Origin of the sequence: Bacillus sp. FSL W8-0183, from assembly GCF_038006825.1 — a bacterium.
GTDB lineage: Bacteria > Bacillota > Bacilli > Bacillales > Bacillaceae > Bacillus > Bacillus altitudinis.
Map to the genome: position 1 here is coordinate 3,257,858 of NZ_JBBOVY010000001.1, position 20,819 is coordinate 3,278,676.

Here is a 20,819-nt window from a genome sequence, read left to right on the forward strand (position 1 = left end):
TCACGTATTTAAAAAGTGTCAAAACCCCTATCTAACATGGGTTTTGACACTTTTTTAAAATCATATGGAGACGGTGGGAGTCGAACCCACGTCCAGAGACATCGATTACTTAAGCGTCTACGAGCGTAGTCAACATATTTCGTGTTCACTCATCCTCATGCCTGCTGACGGGCGCTTGGAGAGCTAGTCTGATGGATCTCTTCTTACGTCCTCAGACGAAAACGTAAGCGTAGCCTACTTCATTGGGCTCCTCACAGACACATAGGCGATGTCAGGAAGAGCTCGCTGCGCTTATTAGGCAGCTAGTGCTAAGTTTTGGTTAAAACTTTTAGTTTTGCCAGTTACATTTAGGTGCGTGTTAACGAGATCGCCTCTCGGCTCGCAGCCTAAGCTCGAACCATCCCTGTCGAATCCGTAACGTCCCCTTGTAAAAGGGATATACGGGATGGAAACGTTCTTTCGCTTAACTGCTTCCGTATATGACTATTATAACAATCTCATCGCTCCAAACAACTGGTGGTTTCTGTAAAAAGACGACGATGATTGTTTACTGCATAACATATTGTAGCATAATGCTTTCGCTCTCAGCAAGCCATCTGCATGCGTCTAGAATTGCTTTTGCCGGTCACGGAAAGCTCGCTCGATTTCACGTTTCGCATCTTTTTTCTTCAGATCTTCACGTTTATCATATTTCTTCTTCCCTTTACCGACTCCAATTAGCACTTTGGCAAAGCCATTTTTCAAATAGAGTTTAATGGGAACAAGTGAGTAGCCCTCTTCCTTTGTCGCACCAATCAATTTGCTGATTTGCTTGCGATGAAGAAGCAGCTTTCTCGTTCTGAGCGGATCATGGTTATAACGGTTCCCCTGCTCGTATGGGCTCACGTGCATATTGTGAAGAAACACTTCTCCTCGTTCGATTTTGGCAAAGGAATCTTTTAAATTCACTTTTCCTGCTCGAATGGATTTGATTTCAGTTCCTTGTAATACAAGGCCGGCTTCGTATGTTTCTTCTATAAAATAATCATGATTGGCTTTTTTGTTTTGGGAAACAACCTTTCCCTCTCCCTTTGGCATTGGCGTACACCCTCCTTTTGACACAGACACGGTCCAAATCGTACGGATTATTTTATCAAACAATCCAGCTTTCGACAATGCTGCTGCCACGTGGTCAAAAAGCAAATAGAGCATGGTGCCCTATTTGCTTTTTGTCACGTTACTTTTTCTTTTTGCGCTTTTGTTTCGGTGCGTTATCAAAAACGCGTTTTTTCTTTTTCTTCTTTTTACGACCTGTAAACCAGTCGCCGCCTTTATCCTCTTTGCCTTTTTCCCCAGAGGCCTTTTGACCTCCGCGTCCTTTTTTGGCGGGTGGATCTGTCCGTTTTTTGAACTTGAAGTCTTTTGGTGATTTACGGCGAGTGCCTTTCATCCCGACGATTTCAAAATCAATGGAATGCTCATCTTTATTCACACTCACCACTTTGACAGTAATTTCGTCACCGATGCGATATACATTCCCTGTACGTTCACCGATCATAGCAAAGTGCTGTTCATCAAAACGATAGTAGTCGTCAGTCATGTAGCTCACATGGACAAGACCTTCTATCGTATTCGGCAGTTCAACGAATAGTCCGAAATTCGTGACGGAACTAATCATACCATCAAACTCTTCACCGATTTTATCAAGCATATACTCTGCCTTTTTCAGGTCATCTGTTTCGCGCTCAGCATCAACAGAGCGGCGCTCCATTGTAGATGCATGATCTGCGATTTCTGGCAGCAATTGACCCCATTTTTCAAGGGTCGCTTCGTCTGTCTTTTTCTCTATTAAATAGGTTCTGATCAGCCTATGCACGATTAAATCCGGGTAACGGCGGATCGGTGATGTGAAGTGTGTATAGAATTCCGTTGATAATCCAAAATGGCCAATGCTTTCTGGATCATACTTCGCCTGTTTCATTGAGCGAAGCATCACAGTTTGAATCACGACTTCTTCCGGCTGATCACGGACGGCATCAAGTACACTTTGAAGTGCACGCGGGTGAATGTTCGTTGACGTCCCTTTCACAATGTAACCAAACGTCGTCACGAACTCTAAAAAGCGCTGAAGCTTCTCAGGATTTGGTTCTTCGTGAATTCGGTAAATGAACGGAACATTCATCCAGTGGAAATGCTCGGCAACTGTTTCGTTTGCCACCAGCATGAATTCTTCAATTAATTTCTCTGCAACAGAACGCTCACGAATGACTACGTCTTTCGCTGCGCCTTCATCATCTACAAGTACTTTTGCTTCCTTGAAGTCAAAGTCGACTGCTCCGCGCTCCATTCGCTTGTCACGCAGAATTTCTGCAAGCTTCTCCATCTCTTGGAACATTGGTACTAACGGCTCGTATTTGTCTAAAAGCTCTTCATCTTGGTCAACTAAAATCTTATTCACATCGGAATAGGTCATTCTTTCCGTCGTTTTGATCACACTTTGGAAAATTTCGTGTTTGACGACTTTCCCACTACGATCAATGATCATTTCACAAGAGAGTGTGAGACGATCAACCTTCGGATTCAATGAGCAAATGCCATTTGACAGGCGATGAGGAATCATTGGAATAACGCGGTCTACAAGATACACACTCGTTCCGCGCTCATAGGCTTCCTGATCAATCGGCGAATTCTCTGTAACATAATGAGAAACGTCTGCAATGTGCACGCCGAGCTTATATTTGCCATCATCGAGCTTTTGCACGGTTACCGCATCATCTAAGTCCTTTGCATCTGCACCGTCAATCGTCACGATCGTTTCATTGCGCAGATCACGCCTGCCCTCTAAGTCTTTTTCATCGATCGTTTCAGGTGTGTCTACTGCCTGCTGGAGCGCTTCTTCCGGAAACTCACCTGGTAGACCGTGTTTATGAATAATCGATAAAATATCGATGCCAGGGTCATTTTTGTGACCGAGAATTTCCGTCACTTCACCCTCTGCGCTCATTCTTCCTTCTGGATAGCTTGTCAGCGTGACAACGACTTTATGACCTTCAACCGCTCCGTTTTTAGCGGATTTTGGAATGAAGATATCGTTTGTGATTTTTTTATCATCAGGAATGACAAAACCAAAGCTTTTCGTTTCTGTATAGGTACCGACAACCGTCTGAGTATTACGCTCCAGAATACGGATGACCGTTCCTTCTTTTTTGGTGCCATTTGATTTGTGGCTGACACGAACCATGACGGTGTCACCATTCATTGCTGTGCCTAGCTCATTTGGCGGAATGAAAATATCATCCTGTCCAAACTCTTCTGGTGTCACAAATGCAAATCCTTTTGCATGAGCAGACAGCTTTCCTTTGACCAAGTTCATTTTTTCCGGTACACCATAGCGGTCGCTGCGGGTACGGACGATAAGCCCCTGATCCTCTAATATCACAAGTGCTTTGACGAGCTCTTTATAATCATCTGGATTGGTAATTTCCATCATGACTTCTAATTCCTGTACCGTTAATGGTTTGTACGCCTCTTCTTGCATAAACGCAAGTAATTCATCCATAAATTCTTCTTTTTGCACACTCTAACCCCCTATATATTTAAATTGACCAATCGAGTGATTCTAAGAATGCATATACATCCTGATGAACCTTCTCCCGCTCTTTATCAAGCGTGATAACATGGCCCGATTCTTCATACCACTTTAAATGTTTTTCATCTGTCTCTACTTCGTTATAAATAATGTTTGCACTGTCTGTATTAATCATATGATCATGACGTGCCTGAACAACAAAAGTAGGTGAATAAATCATGTCAACATTGTTTCTGACATCTGCAATGAGTTCTTGAAGAGCCTTGAGTGTACCCATTGGTGTTTTCTTGAACTCTTCCATCTCTTGCTCAATTTGATCCTCTGACTTACCCTCGAATTTTTTATAGTTACGGGCATAATCTAGTACACCCTGGTACATGACTTCTTCACTTTTTATGTACATAGGTGCACACATAGGTACAATTCCCTTTACAGGTACAGTGTAACCTAATTTCAATGAAAAAACTCCTCCGAGGGATAGTCCGCAGACCGCAATTTCCTCATAACCTTCGTCTTTTAAAAATTGATAGCCTTCTTCTACATCTTTCCACCAATCTGTAGGACCTGTATGAACAAGCTCCTCTGGCGGTACACCGTGTCCTTTGTATTGAGGTGCATGGCATGTATAGCCTCTTTCATTCAAATAACGCCCAAGCATGCGAACATCGGCTGTATTCCCAGTAAAACCGTGAAGAAGAAGCACCGCCTTTTCTCCACCTTTAAACGTAAATGGTTTTGGTGTAACAACTTTCATGATGTGACTTCCTTTCCTTCTGATATGGTTTATATTTTCCACTTGTATGTATGAAACAAACACAAAAGAGTGCTGATAATAAAAAAAGGTCTGAAAAAAGATCAGACCTTCTGTTACTCGCGCCTACACGCCTAAATATGCCAATGCAAGTGTTAAGATGAAGAAAAGCACTGACAAAATGACAGTTAATCGGTGAAGAATCAAGTCAAGACCTCTCGCTTTTTGCTTACCGAAAAGCTGCTCGGCTCCACCTGAAATAGCGCCTGACAGTCCTGCACTTTTACTTGATTGTAATAATACAACGATGATAAGTGCGATACTGACAATTACGAGTAATGTGATAACAAATGCGTGCATGAAAACACCTCCAGACAAACTGGTACACATAACTTTATTTTACATGAAAACAAGGTGCATGTCACGAAACATCAAAATAAAGATTTCCTATATATTGTCGACTTTATATGTCATTTTGATTCAATTTCGCTCCAATGGATTGTATGCAGCATTTTTTATATGCAATTTTTGAGGTTAAAAAGCGTTTTTAGCGAGTTGCTTCTTCTTTTAAGAGCTGTTTTAATTCTACTAACAACCTTTCAGCTCCTTCAGGACTCAGCACGACGTTACCATTTCCATAGCTTTTGTTGTATTTCGTTATTTGGCCAGTTAATAAGCAGCTCTTATCTGCATCATATTTTTTCAGCATAATGGTTTGATCTTCGATGAAAATTTCTAACAGCTGCTCTTCTTTTATATTGAGTACCTTTCGCATTTCTGAAGGCAGAACAATTCTGCCAAGCGAATCGATGTGTCTTACCATTCCAGTTCTTTTCAATGAAGCCGCCTCCTTAATGATCAAACAATGATTTCATTCATTGACTTTTGTCAACATCTTCATAGTAAAATAAATCTTCAAATTTTTTATCAAAGTAATGAATCATTTTGCCAATGACAAGCTGTCCTGGCTTCCGGTGACCATTCAATACCCTGCTGAGTGTGGCAGGAGAGATGCCAATTTCATCTGCGAGCTGATTTAAAGACATATCGTTTTCGATCATATACTGCATCACAAAAGCCCGCCTGATCTGAATCTTTTCGACCATCATTACAACCTCCTATAGGATCAATATGTACAACATGTAGGATTCTCACATCTCTCGGATTCATTAACTTATGTCAACACTTTTACGCCCTTTCTATTTCCTTTGGTCAATGATCATACTAAAATAAGTCATATACTGAAATGTGAGGTTCGATGACATGAATCACTTTGGTGAACAATTACGCATTTTAAGAGAGAATAGAAAGATGTCTGTCAATCAACTCGCCATGTATTCAGGCGTAAGCGCTGCCGGTATTTCTCGGATTGAGAATGGAAAGCGTGGTGTGCCAAAGCCTTTAACCATAAAAAAATTAGCACGCGCTTTGAAGGTGCCTTATGAGGATTTAATGCTGCTTGCCGGTTATATTGAACAGGAAAAAGTGCATGAAATGAAACCGAAATATGAATCCATATTAAAAATCTATCAAACGGCGCTTCAAAAGGATGTAGAACATCTCCCTATTTTCGATGGAGACCAATGGGAAACACTCACCGCACAAGACATCAGCCAGCTGAATCAATACTTTCTCACGCTCATTAACCAAAAAAAGGCGAACAAATAGCGGGGCATAAACATAAGATACATCCACCATTAACTAATGTCAATATTTTCATGGTACACTTATTGCCAATAGTCAACAAATCGAGTACACTAGAGATAACTAATCTTTAACCATGTGAGGTTTTGAGTTGATGAACTTCGGTGCATATTTAAGAGCATTACGTGAGAAAAGGAAACTATCGGTGAACCAATTAGCGATGTATTCAGAGGTCAGCGCTGCTGGTATTTCTCGGATTGAAAACGGGAAACGCGGCATTCCGAAACCTCCTACAATTAAAAAACTAGCAGGTGCATTAAAGGTACCTTATGAGGACATGATGCAGGCTGCAGGGTATATTGAAGAAGCATCTTCTGCCTATGTCATAAAGGAAGAAGAAACGGCTTTTACCCAAATAAAAGAAGCAGCAGAGCAATATGAACTTGATGATCTTGAAATATTTAATGGGGACATATGGTCCACCCTTTCTAAACATGAAATAGAGGATTTAAATCGCTATTTGTTATTTCTACTAAACAGCCGTTCGTCATCGTAAAATGTTTTGATCATTGACAAGCTTTTTGCGCCGATTTTTAACAGAATTACGGTATAATGGGTTCAGATTGGAGTGAAGAAAGATGAATCAATCTGATATGTGCCCGCGGTTTGAAAAAGCAGTTGAGTTATTAAGTAAACGCTGGGTGGCACTGATTGTTTTTCAGCTTCTCTCAGGTTCACAGCGCTTTAGTGAAATTGAAGCAGCTCTGACCAATTTAAGCGGAAGGGTTTTATCTGAGAGATTAAAAGAGCTGGAAGCAGCAGGCATTGTAAAACGGGAGGTTTTTGCTGAAACACCCGTGCGTATTGAGTATTCATTAACTGATATGGGGCGCTCACTTGCACCCGTTTTTGAGGAAATTGCGAAGTGGTCCTCTGAATGGATCACACTTGAATCATAAATGTCTCCTGATGTGAGCCGCCTAATCATGATAAAAAAACCTCCCCTACAGATGTAGAGGAGGTTTTGTCTTTTCAAGCATTTATGCGGATGTCATGTTTTTTTCAGCTAATGCCTTGCTTTCTTTTTTCTTGTTGGTTGGGCTTAAATAGCGTTCAAGCCAGCCCATGACAAGGTCGGCAATAATGGCCATGAGCGCAGTTGGAATAGCACCTGCTAAAATAATGGCTGTTCCGTTTGTCGCGTTTGATCCTCTGATGATAATATCACCAAGTCCTCCAGCACCAACAAATGTCCCAATCGCTGTAATACCGATTGCGATCACAAGTGCGGTTCTTAAACCAGCCATAATGACAGATAAAGCAAGCGGTAATTCAACCATTCTCAGCACTTGCCATTTCGTCATGCCCATCGCTTTCCCCGATTCTAAATAGGCATGCTCAATGCTGACAATACCTGTGTACGTGTTACGGATAATCGGCAGAAGCGAATATAAAAAGAGTGATAAGATGACTGTATTTGCACCAAGTCCTAATACAAGCATCAACACAGAAAGCATCGCTAACGCTGGAATGGTTTGAATGACATTGGTTATTGCGAACACCCAATTGCTCAGTTTGCGGTAATGCGCCACAAAGATGCCGACTGGTATTCCGACAATTGCCGCAAACAATACCCCATACGCTGACATGAGGAAATGCCGGTAAAATTCTTCTAACACATATGAACCGTTCTGTTGATAATACGCCCATAATTGCTGCAGTGTGTCCATCAGCTCTGACACCTCCCAATCTTACTCAAAGTAATTGTGTTTCTTTAGAAAATCTCTCGCAACAGTCGCTGGTTCTTTTAGTTCTCCATCGACTTGATAATTGAGCTCTTGCATTTGTTCGGTATCGATTTTTCCAATCAACCTGTTGATCACCTTGTCCAGTCCTGGATTTTCTTTTAATACTTTCTCAGGGACAACTGGTGATGCATCGTATGGTGGGAAGAATCGTTTATCATCTTTTAAGATTTTGAGATTATACGCTTTGATCCGGCCATCTGTTGAATAGGCAAGCACAATATCCATTTTTTCATTTTTCAATGCGTCATAGACTAGCCCGATCTGCATCGGAAAAGTGCTTCCAAATTCAATTCCGTATGTTTTCACAAACCCTTCGTAACCGTCACCTTTCTTTTTCAGCCAAATATTATCCACACCGAAGCGATAATTTTTGGCATTCTTTTTTAAATCAGAGACTGTTTCTAGGTTGTTTTCCTTCGCCATCTTCTGCGTCACAGCAAAGGCATACGTATTATCAAACCCATAGGAATCAAACCATTTGTAATCATAGCGTTTTTTGAATTCTTTCTGGACGATTTCCATTGCACGCTTTGGATCTTTTTCTGCATCCATTCCTAGCGTACTTGTTAAATCCGTGCCTGTATATCGTGTTGCTGAAATGTCGACATCACCGTTTTCCATTGCTTTTTGCTGCACCGTATTTGAGCCTAAATTCTTCACAATGGTTGTCTTTTTATCTGTGTAATGCTCAATGATGTCTCCCACCATATAGGCCATAATTTCTGATTCTGTAAAGTTTTGTGCACCGATTCGCAGCGTGCTCCCTGAAGAGCCGGCTAGTCCAGGAAGTGAACAGCCACTTATGAATAGCAAGCATCCGACAAGCAGTGCACTGATCCATTTTGTTTTTCGATTCTTCACATGAGCCAACTCCTTATGAAACTTCCTTCAATCCTTTTAAGCCTTCTGGTGTTACTTTTTTCTCAAGCTTCATCAATGTAAGGTCAATGATGACCGCTAAAATAGTGACAGGGATTGCACCCGCAATAATGTATTCCGGCTGGTAAAGCTGAAGCCCAATTAAAATGTAGTCACCAAGACCGCCTCCACCGATAAAAGCAGCAAGTGTTGTCCACCCAATTAAATAAATCGTTGAGGTTCTGACACCTGCCATAATGACCGGAGCAGCAAGCGGCAGTTCAACAAGACGAATTTGTTCCCATGTCGTCATGCCAATTCCTTTTCCAGATTCAAGCAAGTTTTTGTTCACACCTTGAACACCGGCATACGTATTTCTTAAAATAGGCAAAACGGAATAGAAAAATAGCGCAACGATCGCAGGTATTTTTCCAACTCCCAAAATAGGAATAAAAAATGCAAGAATCGCTAAACTAGGGAGTGTTTGAAAGATATTCACGACGCCGATGACAAAACCGGCGCCTCTTTTCATTCGTGTAAGAATGACGCCTAAAGGAACGGCCACGATAATGCCTAACACAACGGCAATTAAAGAAATGTATAAATGCTCCCACATTTTTGTGAGGAGTTCCCCACCATTTTTCTCAAGAAAATCGATGATTTGATCCATGTGTACACCTCCCTTAGTTCATTTCAGTGACAGCCTCCGGGGTATCTTCTCCCCAAATAGAGTCATATACGACATCTACAAGACTTGCACGTGTGACGATGCCTTTTAAGTGCCCTTTTGCATCGACAACCGGTACATATTTAATGCCGCGTATTAAGATCTTTCGGACAGTATCTCTAAGAAGTGCACCTTCTTGTACTGTATAAAATTCTGTATTTAAAATATCGCCAACGAAGGCTGCTTTTCTGCGGTTTGCATCGATGGTTTCAATGTCGATATAGCCTTTCAGCACATGATTTTCATCAACGACAAGCAGAGAATCAACCCGCTTTTCTCTCATAATAAAGATGGCATCTGTCAATGTTTTTTCGACGGTAATTGTGACTGGGGACGTGTTCATCATTTGTTCCACACGTTCCATATTCGGGTTTGACTGAAGTAGACGTTCTTTCCCGATGAATTCTTCTACGAATTCGTTCGCAGGATTACGTAAAATATCATCAGGCGTGCCCACTTGGACAATCTCTCCATCTTTTAAAATGACAATGCGGTCTGCAAGTTTAATCGCTTCATCCATGTCATGTGTGACAAATACGATTGTTTTATTTAACGTTTTTTGCAGTTTCTTAAATTCTTCCTGCAATGAATCTCTTGTAATTGGGTCAAGTGCTCCAAATGGTTCATCCATCAGGATTAAAGGGGGTTCTGCTGCGAGTGCGCGAAGAACGCCGATACGCTGCTGCTGTCCTCCACTGAGTTCATGCGGGTAACGCTCTAAGTATTCCGGCCCCATGTCGACGAGTTTGAGCAATTCACGCGCTCGTTCTTTTCGTTTTTCTTCCGGCCACTTCAGCAGCTTCGGCACAAGGGAAATGTTTTGTGCGATGGTCATATGAGGGAACAGTCCAATTTGCTGAATCACATAACCAATTTCTCTTCTTAATTGGACTGGATCTTTTTTCATAATGTTTTCTCCCTCGATGAATATGTTTCCTGAGGAAGGTTCAATCAGTCGGTTAATCATCTTCATGGTTGTCGTTTTACCACAGCCACTCGGTCCAATAAAACAAATAAATTCTCCTTTTGCTATTTCTAAATCAATATTTTTGACAGCTTTTTTTCCGCCTTTATACGTCTTAGATACATTCTCTAGTTTCAGCAAATGAGACACCTCCAATTAGTCGGATATATATTTTCAGAAAATTTACACCTTATTTATTATAGTGCAAACTTTATAAAATAAAAAGTTTACGATGTGTTTGTATTGCATAAGATTTATTTAAAATTTTCAGTTAACGGCCTGATATGTACCGATCCCTCCTTTTTCCTCCAACTTACGAGCAAATACTCAATATTTATTGTTTTCATCAACAAACAGGTATATGATATATTGTGTTACAAATTGTCAGTCGTGAAGGGATGAAGCGGGGAATGGACAAGCAAGCGTTAGGCGCCATTCAAAAAGCACAGGATCATTATATTGAAAAAGCTGCCGAGAACATGAATGCCTTTGGTCTTTCTGCCACAGTGGGTAGAGTGCTTGGTATCATTCATATGAACCGTAAACCAATGACGCTCGGTGAGCTCTCAGAGGCGACCGGCATGAGCAAAACAAGAATGAGTCAAGTCGTTCGAGAAATGCTTGATTTGAATATTGCTGAAAAGGTTTATGAAAAAGGAATACGCAAAGATTTATATGACGTTGAGCAAGATCAATATCAAACCTTTATTTCATTGTTTGCAGCCAATTGGTCACGTGTTGTCAGCAAAAATCGCAAGGCACATAAGAAGACATGCAAGGAATTGCTGGAGCTGCTTGAACAAGATGACCTGCCAGAAGAAACAGTAGATAAAATCAATCTTCTTCTTTCAGAAATCAAGGAAAGTCTCGATTATTATGACTGGATTAGCCGTTTAATTGAGTTCTTTGAAAGTGAAGAAGTATTTCAACATGTGCCAAAACCTTAAAAAAAGCTGTTCTATTTTACAATTTTGTAGAAAAAAACAGCTTTTTTATATACACTTATGACATCAGCATTGGGAACATCCCTTTGATCCCTGCACCAATCATCTCAACTGCCACAACAGCTAGAATCAATCCCATTAATCGTGTCACGACATTCATCTCTGTTTTCCCCATTTTTCGCATAATGAAACTTGAATAATGAAATGCATAATAGGTCATGGCAAGTACGACCACAATGCCAATAAGAATTGCAAGCAGATGAAGCGTTACTTGGTGGCTTCCTGGGGTTAAGCTCATGACGGTCGCAATTGTACCAGGTCCTGCAATGATCGGAATGGCGAGTGGGGTCACCGAAACATCAGCCTTCTCCTTGCTTTCTGCCTTTTCATCCGAATGAGGGTTTTGAACATGTGATTCTTTTGCATTTAGCAAATTGTAAGCGATACCAAAAATAAAAATACCTCCGGCGATACGGAGTGCATGGATATCAATGCCAAACAATTTGAAAATGAGCCTGCCTGCCAAAAGAAAGGCAATCAAAATCATAAAAGACACAACAATCGCTTTTTTGGCCGTCTGGGATCGTTCTTTTTCTGAGTAGCCTTCTGTTAAAGTGATGAAAAGAGGCACGTTTCCAATGGGGTTTGAGACAGCAAATAGTGACACAATGACATGAATCATAAAGGAAATCAACAGACACCCTCCTTTTTTCATAGTGTCTGCTAATCTGATGCGAATATTCCCTTGTTCTGTTAAAACCTGGTTTATTTTAACCGATGATAATAGAGGTCTAATGAAAGGGGAATAGAACATGAAAAAAAACATCACGATCATTGTCTTGTCTGTGATCATCCTAGGTGCAACTGGCTGGATTGTGTGGCAGCAGCAGTCGCTCACCGCAGCAGAGAATAAACACCAGCAAGAAATGAGAAAGAATGATGAGCAGCTGACACAATTAAAGTCAGAAGGAACGGATATGAAAGATGAAATGGATGGTCAAAAAAAGGAATTGTCCACCGTCACAAACAAGCTGAAGAAAGAAAAGAAGGCGCATCAAAAAGAAATCAAACAACGTAAAGCGCTTGAATTGAAAATAGACCAGCTTCAAAAAGAACTGGCAGCAGCGAAAGCAACGGCTCAAGCGAATAAGCAGGCAGCACAAACGACAAGGAAAGCAACTGTCAAAAAAGACCCAAATGTCACCCATCATCCTCCTTCTCAATGGGTGCAGGATCAATATGATTGGGGTGTTAAACAAGGGTATATCAAAGAATAGAGAGGATGAAATGATTTGATACAGATTCGGCCATTGTCTCATGATCAATCTGTTCCTATGGATCTTTTACTATTAGCTGACCCTTCAACTGAAAAAGTCCTTGCCTATGTACAATCTGGTTCTTGTTATGTTGCTTTTCATAAACAGGACATGATTGGTGTGTATGTTCTGACGCCTCTGTCTCAGCAGACAGTGGAAATCATGAATGTCGCCGTGAAGGAGTCATGGCAAGGTAGAGGAATTGGGAAGCAGCTGATCCGCCATGCTATTTCAGAAGCCCAGGCAGCTGGCTTTCATACAATTGAAATTGGCACAGGCAACTCTAGTATTCAGCAGCTCGCCCTTTATCAAAAATGCGGTTTTCGCATGGCGTCTATCGACCACGATTTCTTTCTGAAGCACTATGATGAACCGATTTATGAGAACGGTATTCAATGTATGGATATGGTGCGGTTGTCACTCGTTCTTCAAGCAGACTGACTTCATTCAGCCTGCTTTTTTTATGTTCTGCTCTTTTTCACTGCATGAATCACATATTGAATCAAGAAGTAGAGAGCGGCACCCGCTAAAAAACAGACCACGCACCCAAAGAGCGTTGCCTCTGAGCTGAATTGATACTGTTCAATTTTCATGATATAAAATGGCATACCAAAGAGAGTTGGACTTGATTCAACATGATGAACCTCTAGCAACATTAAAAATACTGGCGTCATAAACACAGCAAACACATAAAGCATCGCAAGCGTTAAGCCGCTAGAAAACGAATGAAATACTTTAACCATTTAGTTCTCTCCTTTCATCTCTTTTAAACTGGCGATGACATTTTTCCCGTCTGGGCAAGCTGGATGCAGCATCACTGTATTTAATAAAGAAAAAAGCAGCAATGGATGCGTCAATGGATGCCCCCACATGAAGAAAAGCACACCCGAGCAGATCACTGGAAACACAGGACCTGCAAGTGCCACCATCACATTAAAACCCGGCCGTGAAAATTTCTCATGGACAATCGACACGTGCTTCCAATCGATCATCACCACAAAATCAAAGATGGGTTTTTTTTTTGGAGATGATATTCCCTGCCAATCATCAGAGGAAGCATAATAAGGATCTCCTTTAAGGCAAACTGCACAATAAAAGCAAACAGCCAGTCAGTCTCTGCCGGAGTAAAGATCAATGGAAGACCTATTGTGAAACAGACAAGAAACAGGAACAAAATACCTTGTTCTTTAAACACAGCTGATCGGCTAAAATAAACAAGCTCCTGCCGCAGATGTGTGAAAAATGAAGAATCCGATCTGATTTTTTGGTAAGAAAACGACTTCACCTCTACCTTTAGCTGCAAAAACATCCGATTGACATAACAAGCCGCCAAGCCCTTCAGCCAAAACCACCCTGCACATAGAAAGATCATCATAAATACAAGATAGATAGACGGCCATACGTGAATCATCTCAACCGCTTTTTGAAAAAGGAGAAACACGAAAGCACCAAGCGTCACAAATCCGAGCGTTTGCAACAGTAAATGCTCTTTTGTTTTTGATATAAAATGGCTCACACCAATGCGTATCAGCATCCAAGAAGCAAGCGTATAGAGTGCCAATCCACAGCAAGTGATCCCTACCACAATGATCCAATACAAAGATAGTGTAACGCCGCTAATGATCAGCCCTAATAGGATGGGTAAAAAAAGCAGACCAAGCATGATGAAACAAAACAGCACCGGAAAGAAATACACACAAAGGACAAATGAGACACTTTGCATCGCACTATTCAAAAAGAAGAACTGATACTCTTGACGCTTCATTTTATGACGGGAAAAGACAATACCTGCTCCCAAAAGCAGCAGGGTCATTTTCACAAATTGAAGGTATAAAGCAACTGGTTCGTTCTCCCCTACTTGCATAAAAAAACGAGGCTCATGACAACGTATATGGAGTAGATCAGCAACATAAAAACGGCTGCGGCGAGAAGCTGCAAAGGATATTTTTTGCCGAGCTGCTTGATTTTAGTTGTGAGCATGCCCCATTCTATTTTATGAAGAACGTGTCGTGTCCAAGTCATTGAGCAACCTCTCCACCTGCATATAGTAATCTTGATTCACTTCTTTATAAATATCCTCAAGTGCTTTTGATGAGGGAATGTTTTGTTTGTTTCTTGACGTGACATATCCAGCTTGATATCACCGTTTCTTAAGGTCATGAGGTGATCATACAATGTCTCGCCAAAGCCCAAATGATGGGTAGAAATGAGAATGCCTGCACCTTGATCTCTCAGCTTCATGAGCACCTTTTTTAAGATGATCATCATATCTGGATCAAGTCCATTTGTAGGCTCGTCGAATACATAATAATCACAAGGCCTAAGGAGCTGTGAAATGATTTGGGTTTTCTTTTGATTGCCATGAGACAACTGGGCAATTGGCTGATCCATATAAGGTTTCAGCTCAAAAAGATCGACGAAGGCCTCTTCTCGAGGTCCATTTCGTTTGTCTGGAAGCTGGAGTAAATGAAAATATTCTCTCGGCGTTAAATAATCAAACAAAGCATGATCATCAGGAATATAGGAAACATGTTCTTTCAAAAAGGAGATATGTGCTGAGGATTGAAAATTCAGCTGTTTACCATGCAAAGAGACAAAACCCGTAAATGGTGTCAGGCCAAACATAGGCTGAATCATCGTGGTCTTTCCTGCACCATTATGCCCCAAAAGCAGAAGCATACGTCCTTTCTCTACATTTAACTGAATATCGCGGAGAGAAAAGGTGCGGCTATACGTTTTTTCTGTTAAGTGTAATGTCAGCATCATGTCCCTCCATTTATTTCAGATAGAACAGATGACCCCGCATCTGTTCTCACCATTTGTTAGAAGCCGCATTTGATTTTAATATACAGGCCTAAAAACTTGAACTCTCCTAAAAATTTCGAGCCTTTTCCAAATGTTTTGCATGCCCAAATCAAAGCGGCAACTGTCACAATGCCTAAAATAGCGGCAAGGACATAAATCCAAAATGCATTTTTCTGTACGTTCTTAGAAGTTAGAATTCGTTGCTTCCTTTCATCATATGCCGCCAGTAGGTGAAGGACATACATGTACACGCCTACTGGTAAACGAAGGCTAAAAGGATTCAGCATCTCATCACCCCCTAATATATGTAAAATGATACCCCCCATGCAAATAGCATAAGTTCAATTCAGATCATATTTTTAGTAGAGTTTTCATGATTTAATGCTTATAAATCGTCAAGCTCATCGTTTCTCCTCTGACTGAAGGATGATTTTTTACAAAAATAGGATATGACAAAGGAAGCAGAGCTAATTCGCTTGAGCCAGCTTTGCATCTTTATTTCAACAAAAAAAAGCGCTGCGATACGCTCTTTTCAAAAGAGCGCACGCAGCGCGTTGCTTTACATTACTTATTCAAGTTGTAGAATGTAGCAATGCCGTGGTATTGAGCTGTTTCAGCCAATTGATCTTCGATGCGAAGTAATTGGTTGTATTTCGCCACACGGTCCGTACGAGACGGAGCACCTGTTTTGATTTGTCCAGCGTTTGTTGCAACTGCAATGTCTGCAATTGTGCTGTCTTCTGTTTCACCAGAACGGTGAGAGATAACAGCTGTATAGCCTGCACGTTTCGCCATTTCGATTGCATCAAATGTTTCAGTTAATGTACCGATTTGGTTTACTTTGATGAGGATTGAGTTACCAACGCCGTTTTTGATTCCTTCAGAAAGCTTCTTCGTATTTGTTACGAACAAGTCGTCTCCTACTAGCTGAACCTTGCTGCCAAGACGCTCAGTTAATAGTTTGTGACCTTCCCAGTCGTTTTCATCAAGGCCGTCTTCGATCGAGATGATTGGGTATTTCGATACCATATCTTCATACCAGTCAACCATTTCAGCAGATGTTTTCACAACACCTTCGCCTGATAAATGATATTTACCGTCTTCTTTGTTATAGAACTCAGAAGATGCAGCATCCATCGCAAGTTTCACTTCTTCACCTGGTTTGAAACCAGCTTTTTCAATCGCTTCTACGATTGTTTGAAGTGCTTCTTCGTTAGAACCAAGGTTTGGAGCGAATCCACCTTCGTCACCTACAGCTGTGTTTAAGCCTTTCGCGCTTAATACAGATTTCAGGCTATGGAAGATTTGAGCGCCCATGCGAAGTGCTTCACGGAAGTTCGGTGCACCTACAGGCATAATCATGAATTCTTGAATGTCTACGTTGTTATCCGCATGCTCTCCGCCGTTGACGATGTTCATCATCGGTACTGGAAGCGTTTTGGAGTTGAATCCACCAAGGTATTGGTAAAGTGGAATTTGTAAGAAATCAGCAGCCGCACGTGCTACAGCGATAGATACGCCAAGGATTGCGTTTGCGCCTAATTTCCCTTTGTTTTCAGTTCCGTCAAGCTCGATTAACATTTTGTCAATTGCTACTTGTTCAGTGACATCAAAGCCTAAAAGCTCTGGTGCAATGATTTCGTTTACGTTGTTTACAGCTGTCAGAACACCTTTTCCAAGGTAACGGTCTTTGTCTCCGTCACGTAGTTCTACTGCTTCATATTCACCAGTAGAAGCACCACTTGGAACAAGCGCACGGCCAAAGCCGCCAGATTCTGTGTAAACTTCTACTTCAACTGTTGGGTTACCGCGAGAGTCTAATACTTCGCGTGCATATACGTCAACAATGTATGGCATGTTTAATTTCTCTCCTTTTGAATCAATTTGTTATTTTTGAATCAATGATGTTCCTGTCATCTCTTTTGGTTTTTCAAGACCAAGTAAGTCTAAAAGCGTTGGAGATAGATCGGCTAAAATGCCGCCTTCTCTAAGCGTCGCCCCTTTTTTCGTTACGATGACTGGAACAGGGTTTGTCGTATGTGCAGTATGCGGCTTTCCTTCTTCGGTAATGAGCACGTCTGCGTTACCGTGGTCTGCCGTGATGATGGCATGTCCGCCTTTTGCTAGGATTGCGTCGACTACAGCTCCTAAGCACTCATCTACTGCTTCAATGGCTTTGATTGTTGGCTCAAGCATACCTGAATGACCCACCATATCTGGGTTAGCAAAGTTCAGAATGATCGCATCATGCTTGTCCGCATTGATGTCTGCAACAAGTGCATCCTTTACCTCATAAGCGCTCATTTCTGGCTTGAGGTCATAGGTTGCGACATCTGGTGAATTGATTAAGATGCGGTCTTCTCCAGGAAATTCTTCTTCACGCCCACCGCTCATAAAGAACGTCACGTGAGGATATTTCTCTGTTTCAGCAATCCGCAGCTGCTTCAATCCATTTTGAGAAAGTACTTCTCCTACTGTGTTATCCAAATTCACTGGTTTGAAAGCCACATAGCCATCTACCGTTTCACTGAAGTGTGTGAAGCAGACGAAGTGTAAATCCTTCGGATGTGCTTCTCCGCGGTCAAACGAGCGGAAATCTTCATTTGTGAATGTGTTTGAAATTTGAATCGCACGGTCTGGACGGAAGTTATAGAAAATCACAGAGTCACCGTCGTTTACTTTTGCTACCGGCTCACCATTTTCTCTCGTAATGACAGATGGAATAACGAACTCATCGTAGATTCCATTTTCATAGGAGTCATCAACGACATCATAGATGTTTTGATAACTTGGGCCTTCACCATACGCCATCGCGCGATATGCTTTCTCCACACGATCCCAGCGCTTGTCACGGTCCATTGAGTAATAGCGTCCAGAAAGTGTTGCGACTTCTCCGACACCGATTTCTTTGATTTGTTCTTCAAGCTGCTTTAAGTACACTTTCGCTGTCTTCTGACCAACATCACGTCCGTCTAAGAAGCCGTGAATGTATACTTTTGTTAAGCCTTCTTTTTTCGCTAGTTTCAGCAAGGCAAAAAGATGCTGGATGTGGCTATGCACACCGCCGTCTGACAAGAGACCGAATAGATGAAGGGCCTTGTCATTTTCTTTTGCATAAGTCATTGCATCTAGGAACGTTTCGTTTTTCTCAAATTCCCCATCACGAATGGCAACATTCACTCTTGTTAAGCTTTGGTACACGATGCGTCCTGCACCGATGTTCAAATGCCCAACTTCAGAGTTCCCCATTTGACCTTCTGGGAGACCCACTGCCTCACCTGAAGCCGTTAAGGTTTGATGCGGGAATTCGTTCCAGTAGCGGTCGAAGTTCGGTTTCTTTGCTTGGGCAACAGCGTTACCGACTGTTTCGCCTCTTAAACCGAATCCATCTAAGATGATTAATGCAGCTGGTTTCTTACTCATATTGACCTTCCTCCAATAATTGAACGAAAGACTGAGGTTCTAAGCTTGCGCCGCCTACCAAAGCACCGTCAATATCGGATTCTGCCATATATTCTTTAATATTCGCAGGTTTCACGCTTCCGCCATACTGAATGCGAAGGCTGTCTGCCGCTTCTTGACCAAATTCGCTTGCAACCGTTTGGCGAATGTGCGCACAAACATCGTTTGCATCTTTTGCTGTAGAAGATTTACCTGTACCGATCGCCCAGATTGGCTCATAGGCAATCACAGATTCAGCGACTTGCTGCTTCGTTAAACCAGCTAGTGCTTTCTTCACTTGATCAGCGACAAGTTCGTTTGTTTTGCCTGCTTCACGCTCTTCAAGCGTTTCACCTACACAGATGATTGGAACGATGCCATGCTTGAATGCAGCATGTGCTTTTTTGTTCACTGTTTCATCTGTTTCAGCGAAGAATTCGCGGCGCTCTGAATGACCGATCACTGAGTAGCCGATGCCAAGATCTTTAAGCGCAGCAGGGCTGATTTCACCAGTGAATGCACCGTTTTCTTCAAAGTGCATGTTTTGCGCACCAATTTTAAGGTCTGTTCCGTTAGAAAGGCTGTTCAGCTTTTCTAGGAAAAGGGCTGGTGCACAGACAATAGATTCCACTTTGTCAGGAGATGGAATAGATGACTTGACTTCTTCAACGAAGCTTACAGCTTCACCAAGTGTTTTGTTCATCTTCCAGTTCCCAGCTATAATTGGTTTTCTCATGATTGACACTTCCTTATAGCAGTTTTGGTCTTATTTATCGTTTAATGCAGTCACACCTGGAAGTTCTTTGCCTTCCATAAATTCAAGTGAAGCGCCGCCGCCTGTAGAAATATGGCTCATCTGATCGGCAAGACCAAATTTCTCAACAGCTGCTGCTGAATCTCCACCGCCAATGACAGAATATGTATCTTTTGCTTCTGCCAGTGCTTCTGCGATTGCTTTTGTTCCTTTAGCGAATGCATCGATTTCAAATACACCCATTGGTCCGTTCCAGACAACAAGTTTGCTGTTTTTAATGACATCAGCATACTTCTCTCTTGTCTCTGTTCCAATATCAAGTGCTTCTAGATCACTTGGAATTTCAGAGATTGGCACAATGCTTGTATTCGCATCATTTGAAAAGTCGTCGGCTACCAGAACATCTGTTGGAATCAGGAAGTTCACGCCTTTTTCTTTTGCACGGTCCATAAAGGATTTCGCTAAATCTACTTTGTCTTCTTCTAATAGAGATTTCCCTACTTCGTGGCCAAGTGCTTTGACAAATGTATAAGCAAGTCCGCCGCCGATGATCAGGTTGTCCACTTTATCAAGAAGACTTTCAATCACACCGATCTTATCCTTTACTTTTGCGCCACCGATAATCGCTGTAAATGGGCGATCAGGGTTTGAAATGGCTTTTCCTAGAACCTCAAGCTCTTTTTGCATGAGGAAGCCTGAAACAGCCGGAAGATACGCTGCAATACCAGCTGTGGATGCATGTGCACGGTGTGCAGCACCAAACGCATCATTGACATACACATCGGCTAAATCAGCAAACGCTTTTGATAATTCAGGATCGTTCTTTTCTTCACCAGGATAGAAACGAACGTTTTCAAGCACTAGCACATCTCCTTCTTTTAAGTCAGAGATTTGCTTTTTCACGTTGTCGCCGTAAGCTTCATCTGCTTTTTTCACTTCTTGTCCAAGAAGCTCTTGCAGACGTTTTGCTACAGGTGTCAGACGCAGTTCTTCAGTAACTTGACCTTTAGGACGACCCAAATGACTAGCTAGTAGTACCTTTGCGCCTTGTCCTGTTAAATACTCAATCGTTGGTAATGCTGCGCGAATACGAGTATCATCCGTCACTTTTCCGTCCTTCATTGGAACGTTAAAATCTACGCGGCAGAACACAACTTTACCTTTTACGTCAATGTCTTTTACTGATTTCTTATTCATGCTCGTCAGGAGATCCTCCTTTATTCTGGTTTCCTTACGCAT

The 20,819-nt window shown here is 41.8% G+C and carries 26 protein-coding genes and 1 other RNA gene; 6 read left to right on the forward strand and 21 right to left on the reverse strand.

The annotated features are described in order from the left end of the window. Positions 1-62: 62 nt before the first annotated feature. The 7 genes from ssrA to NSQ64_RS17325 form a co-directional block, all read right to left on the reverse strand. Positions 63-425, reverse strand: a transfer-messenger RNA (tmRNA) gene (gene ssrA / locus NSQ64_RS17295). A 181-nt stretch (positions 426-606) separates the two neighbouring features. Continuing rightward, entirely contained in the window at positions 607-1,077 is a 471-nt protein-coding gene (gene smpB / locus NSQ64_RS17300) for an SsrA-binding protein SmpB (protein ID WP_008347658.1), read from the reverse strand. A gap of 139 nt (positions 1,078-1,216) precedes the next feature. Beyond that, positions 1,217-3,556, reverse strand: a complete 2,340-nt coding sequence (rnr, locus tag NSQ64_RS17305) for a ribonuclease R (RefSeq protein ID WP_024719828.1) — start codon at positions 3,554-3,556, stop codon at positions 1,217-1,219. Positions 3,557-3,575: 19 nt separating this feature from the next. Beyond that, positions 3,576-4,322, reverse strand: coding sequence for an alpha/beta hydrolase (locus NSQ64_RS17310; RefSeq protein WP_008347663.1), 747 nt, complete (start codon positions 4,320-4,322; stop codon positions 3,576-3,578). Between the two features lie 123 nt (positions 4,323-4,445). Beyond that, a complete protein-coding gene (gene secG, locus NSQ64_RS17315) occupies positions 4,446-4,679 on the reverse strand; it encodes a preprotein translocase subunit SecG (protein ID WP_003212746.1) in 234 nt (77 codons plus the stop codon). A gap of 187 nt (positions 4,680-4,866) precedes the next feature. Then, the gene (locus tag NSQ64_RS17320; RefSeq protein WP_008347666.1) at positions 4,867-5,157 is read right to left on the reverse strand and encodes an AbrB/MazE/SpoVT family DNA-binding domain-containing protein; all 291 of its coding nucleotides are present in this window, start codon (positions 5,155-5,157) and stop codon (positions 4,867-4,869) included. Between the two features lie 37 nt (positions 5,158-5,194). Then, positions 5,195-5,428: a helix-turn-helix domain-containing protein gene (locus NSQ64_RS17325; protein WP_008347669.1), complete on the reverse strand. Its 234-nt coding sequence runs from the start codon at positions 5,426-5,428 to the stop codon at positions 5,195-5,197. Between the two features lie 154 nt (positions 5,429-5,582). Here NSQ64_RS17325 and NSQ64_RS17330 point away from each other — a divergent pair, with 154 nt between their 5' ends. From NSQ64_RS17330 to NSQ64_RS17340, 3 genes are all read left to right on the forward strand, one after another. Continuing rightward, complete coding sequence (locus NSQ64_RS17330) at positions 5,583-5,987, forward strand: helix-turn-helix domain-containing protein (protein ID WP_007500204.1); 405 nt, start codon at positions 5,583-5,585, stop codon at positions 5,985-5,987. Between the two features lie 130 nt (positions 5,988-6,117). Then, positions 6,118-6,519, forward strand: a complete 402-nt coding sequence (locus tag NSQ64_RS17335) for a helix-turn-helix domain-containing protein (RefSeq protein WP_008347673.1) — start codon at positions 6,118-6,120, stop codon at positions 6,517-6,519. Between the two features lie 82 nt (positions 6,520-6,601). Further along, entirely contained in the window at positions 6,602-6,922 is a 321-nt protein-coding gene (locus NSQ64_RS17340) for a winged helix-turn-helix transcriptional regulator (protein ID WP_007500199.1), read from the forward strand. A gap of 81 nt (positions 6,923-7,003) precedes the next feature. Here the strand turns inward: NSQ64_RS17340 and NSQ64_RS17345 are convergent, their stop codons facing one another. From NSQ64_RS17345 to NSQ64_RS17360, 4 genes are read right to left on the reverse strand one after another with little or no spacing between them, the layout of a single operon-like run. Continuing rightward, entirely contained in the window at positions 7,004-7,693 is a 690-nt protein-coding gene (locus tag NSQ64_RS17345) for an ABC transporter permease (protein ID WP_008347676.1), read from the reverse strand. 21 nt (positions 7,694-7,714) lie between these two features. After that, positions 7,715-8,632 (reverse strand): osmoprotectant ABC transporter substrate-binding protein, encoded by a 918-nt coding sequence (locus tag NSQ64_RS17350; RefSeq protein WP_144666065.1) that lies wholly within the window; start codon positions 8,630-8,632, stop codon positions 7,715-7,717. A 13-nt stretch (positions 8,633-8,645) separates the two neighbouring features. Beyond that, positions 8,646-9,299 (reverse strand): ABC transporter permease, encoded by a 654-nt coding sequence (locus NSQ64_RS17355; RefSeq protein WP_341017502.1) that lies wholly within the window; start codon positions 9,297-9,299, stop codon positions 8,646-8,648. Positions 9,300-9,312: 13 nt separating this feature from the next. Beyond that, on the reverse strand, positions 9,313-10,461 hold the full coding sequence (locus tag NSQ64_RS17360) for a betaine/proline/choline family ABC transporter ATP-binding protein (RefSeq protein ID WP_135009680.1): 1,149 nt from the start codon (positions 10,459-10,461) through the stop codon (positions 9,313-9,315). Between the two features lie 269 nt (positions 10,462-10,730). On the opposite strand from NSQ64_RS17360, the gene NSQ64_RS17365 reads away from it, so the two are divergent. Continuing rightward, positions 10,731-11,267 carry a GbsR/MarR family transcriptional regulator gene (locus tag NSQ64_RS17365; RefSeq protein WP_017359221.1) on the forward strand — a complete coding sequence of 179 codons (537 nt, stop codon included), beginning with the start codon at positions 10,731-10,733 and terminating at the stop codon, positions 11,265-11,267. A gap of 55 nt (positions 11,268-11,322) precedes the next feature. On the opposite strand, the gene NSQ64_RS17370 is transcribed toward NSQ64_RS17365, so the two are convergent. Beyond that, the gene (locus NSQ64_RS17370) at positions 11,323-11,958 is read right to left on the reverse strand and encodes a MarC family protein (RefSeq protein ID WP_024719834.1); all 636 of its coding nucleotides are present in this window, start codon (positions 11,956-11,958) and stop codon (positions 11,323-11,325) included. 118 nt (positions 11,959-12,076) lie between these two features. On the opposite strand from NSQ64_RS17370, the gene NSQ64_RS17375 reads away from it, so the two are divergent. Then, positions 12,077-12,541, forward strand: coding sequence for a hypothetical protein (locus tag NSQ64_RS17375; protein WP_144666068.1), 465 nt, complete (start codon positions 12,077-12,079; stop codon positions 12,539-12,541). 15 nt (positions 12,542-12,556) lie between these two features. Then, positions 12,557-13,021, forward strand: coding sequence for a GNAT family N-acetyltransferase (locus NSQ64_RS17380; protein WP_024719836.1), 465 nt, complete (start codon positions 12,557-12,559; stop codon positions 13,019-13,021). 20 nt (positions 13,022-13,041) lie between these two features. Here NSQ64_RS17380 and NSQ64_RS17385 read toward each other — a convergent pair whose 3' ends face one another. From NSQ64_RS17385 to NSQ64_RS17425, 9 genes are all read right to left on the reverse strand, one after another. Continuing rightward, positions 13,042-13,323 (reverse strand): hypothetical protein, encoded by a 282-nt coding sequence (locus tag NSQ64_RS17385; protein ID WP_008347692.1) that lies wholly within the window; start codon positions 13,321-13,323, stop codon positions 13,042-13,044. Further along, positions 13,324-13,572, reverse strand: a complete 249-nt coding sequence (locus tag NSQ64_RS17390; RefSeq protein ID WP_341017507.1) for a hypothetical protein — start codon at positions 13,570-13,572, stop codon at positions 13,324-13,326. It abuts the gene before it with no gap. Then, positions 13,572-14,444: a hypothetical protein gene (locus NSQ64_RS17395; RefSeq protein WP_341017510.1), complete on the reverse strand. Its 873-nt coding sequence runs from the start codon at positions 14,442-14,444 to the stop codon at positions 13,572-13,574. Before NSQ64_RS17395 ends, NSQ64_RS17390 begins: the two co-directional genes overlap by 1 nt. A gap of 194 nt (positions 14,445-14,638) precedes the next feature. Next, positions 14,639-15,343: an ABC transporter ATP-binding protein gene (locus NSQ64_RS17400; RefSeq protein WP_341017512.1), complete on the reverse strand. Its 705-nt coding sequence runs from the start codon at positions 15,341-15,343 to the stop codon at positions 14,639-14,641. 59 nt (positions 15,344-15,402) lie between these two features. Next, a complete protein-coding gene (locus NSQ64_RS17405) occupies positions 15,403-15,672 on the reverse strand; it encodes a hypothetical protein (protein ID WP_341017516.1) in 270 nt (89 codons plus the stop codon). Between the two features lie 277 nt (positions 15,673-15,949). Next, the gene (gene eno, locus NSQ64_RS17410; protein WP_003212752.1) at positions 15,950-17,242 is read right to left on the reverse strand and encodes a phosphopyruvate hydratase; all 1,293 of its coding nucleotides are present in this window, start codon (positions 17,240-17,242) and stop codon (positions 15,950-15,952) included. 30 nt (positions 17,243-17,272) lie between these two features. Beyond that, a complete protein-coding gene (gene gpmI / locus NSQ64_RS17415) occupies positions 17,273-18,808 on the reverse strand; it encodes a 2,3-bisphosphoglycerate-independent phosphoglycerate mutase (RefSeq protein WP_017359214.1) in 1,536 nt (511 codons plus the stop codon). After that, the gene (tpiA, locus tag NSQ64_RS17420; RefSeq protein WP_017359213.1) at positions 18,801-19,562 is read right to left on the reverse strand and encodes a triose-phosphate isomerase; all 762 of its coding nucleotides are present in this window, start codon (positions 19,560-19,562) and stop codon (positions 18,801-18,803) included. Before tpiA ends, gpmI begins: the two co-directional genes overlap by 8 nt. Before the next feature lie 30 nt (positions 19,563-19,592). Further along, the gene (locus NSQ64_RS17425; protein WP_017359212.1) at positions 19,593-20,777 is read right to left on the reverse strand and encodes a phosphoglycerate kinase; all 1,185 of its coding nucleotides are present in this window, start codon (positions 20,775-20,777) and stop codon (positions 19,593-19,595) included. Between the last annotated feature and the right edge of the window lie 42 nt (positions 20,778-20,819).

Coding starts and splice junctions, on each gene's coding strand:
- smpB (WP_008347658.1), bottom strand. CDS start 1,077: ATGCCAAAGGGAGAGGGAAAGGTTGTTTCCCAAAACAAAAAAGCCAAT.
- NSQ64_RS17310 (WP_008347663.1), bottom strand. CDS start 4,322: ATGAAAGTTGTTACACCAAAACCATTTACGTTTAAAGGTGGAGAAAAG.
- secG (WP_003212746.1), bottom strand. CDS start 4,679: ATGCACGCATTTGTTATCACATTACTCGTAATTGTCAGTATCGCACTT.
- NSQ64_RS17325 (WP_008347669.1), bottom strand. CDS start 5,428: ATGATGGTCGAAAAGATTCAGATCAGGCGGGCTTTTGTGATGCAGTAT.
- NSQ64_RS17330 (WP_007500204.1), top strand. CDS start 5,583: ATGAATCACTTTGGTGAACAATTACGCATTTTAAGAGAGAATAGAAAG.
- NSQ64_RS17335 (WP_008347673.1), top strand. CDS start 6,118: ATGAACTTCGGTGCATATTTAAGAGCATTACGTGAGAAAAGGAAACTA.
- NSQ64_RS17340 (WP_007500199.1), top strand. CDS start 6,602: ATGAATCAATCTGATATGTGCCCGCGGTTTGAAAAAGCAGTTGAGTTA.
- NSQ64_RS17345 (WP_008347676.1), bottom strand. CDS start 7,693: ATGGACACACTGCAGCAATTATGGGCGTATTATCAACAGAACGGTTCA.
- NSQ64_RS17355 (WP_341017502.1), bottom strand. CDS start 9,299: ATGGATCAAATCATCGATTTTCTTGAGAAAAATGGTGGGGAACTCCTC.
- NSQ64_RS17365 (WP_017359221.1), top strand. CDS start 10,731: ATGGACAAGCAAGCGTTAGGCGCCATTCAAAAAGCACAGGATCATTAT.
- NSQ64_RS17375 (WP_144666068.1), top strand. CDS start 12,077: ATGAAAAAAAACATCACGATCATTGTCTTGTCTGTGATCATCCTAGGT.
- NSQ64_RS17385 (WP_008347692.1), bottom strand. CDS start 13,323: ATGGTTAAAGTATTTCATTCGTTTTCTAGCGGCTTAACGCTTGCGATG.
- NSQ64_RS17390 (WP_341017507.1), bottom strand. CDS start 13,572: ATGATCGATTGGAAGCACGTGTCGATTGTCCATGAGAAATTTTCACGG.
- NSQ64_RS17395 (WP_341017510.1), bottom strand. CDS start 14,444: ATGCAAGTAGGGGAGAACGAACCAGTTGCTTTATACCTTCAATTTGTG.
- NSQ64_RS17400 (WP_341017512.1), bottom strand. CDS start 15,343: ATGCTGACATTACACTTAACAGAAAAAACGTATAGCCGCACCTTTTCT.
- NSQ64_RS17405 (WP_341017516.1), bottom strand. CDS start 15,672: ATGCTGAATCCTTTTAGCCTTCGTTTACCAGTAGGCGTGTACATGTAT.
- eno (WP_003212752.1), bottom strand. CDS start 17,242: ATGCCATACATTGTTGACGTATATGCACGCGAAGTATTAGACTCTCGC.
- gpmI (WP_017359214.1), bottom strand. CDS start 18,808: ATGAGTAAGAAACCAGCTGCATTAATCATCTTAGATGGATTCGGTTTA.
- tpiA (WP_017359213.1), bottom strand. CDS start 19,562: ATGAGAAAACCAATTATAGCTGGGAACTGGAAGATGAACAAAACACTT.
- NSQ64_RS17425 (WP_017359212.1), bottom strand. CDS start 20,777: ATGAATAAGAAATCAGTAAAAGACATTGACGTAAAAGGTAAAGTTGTG.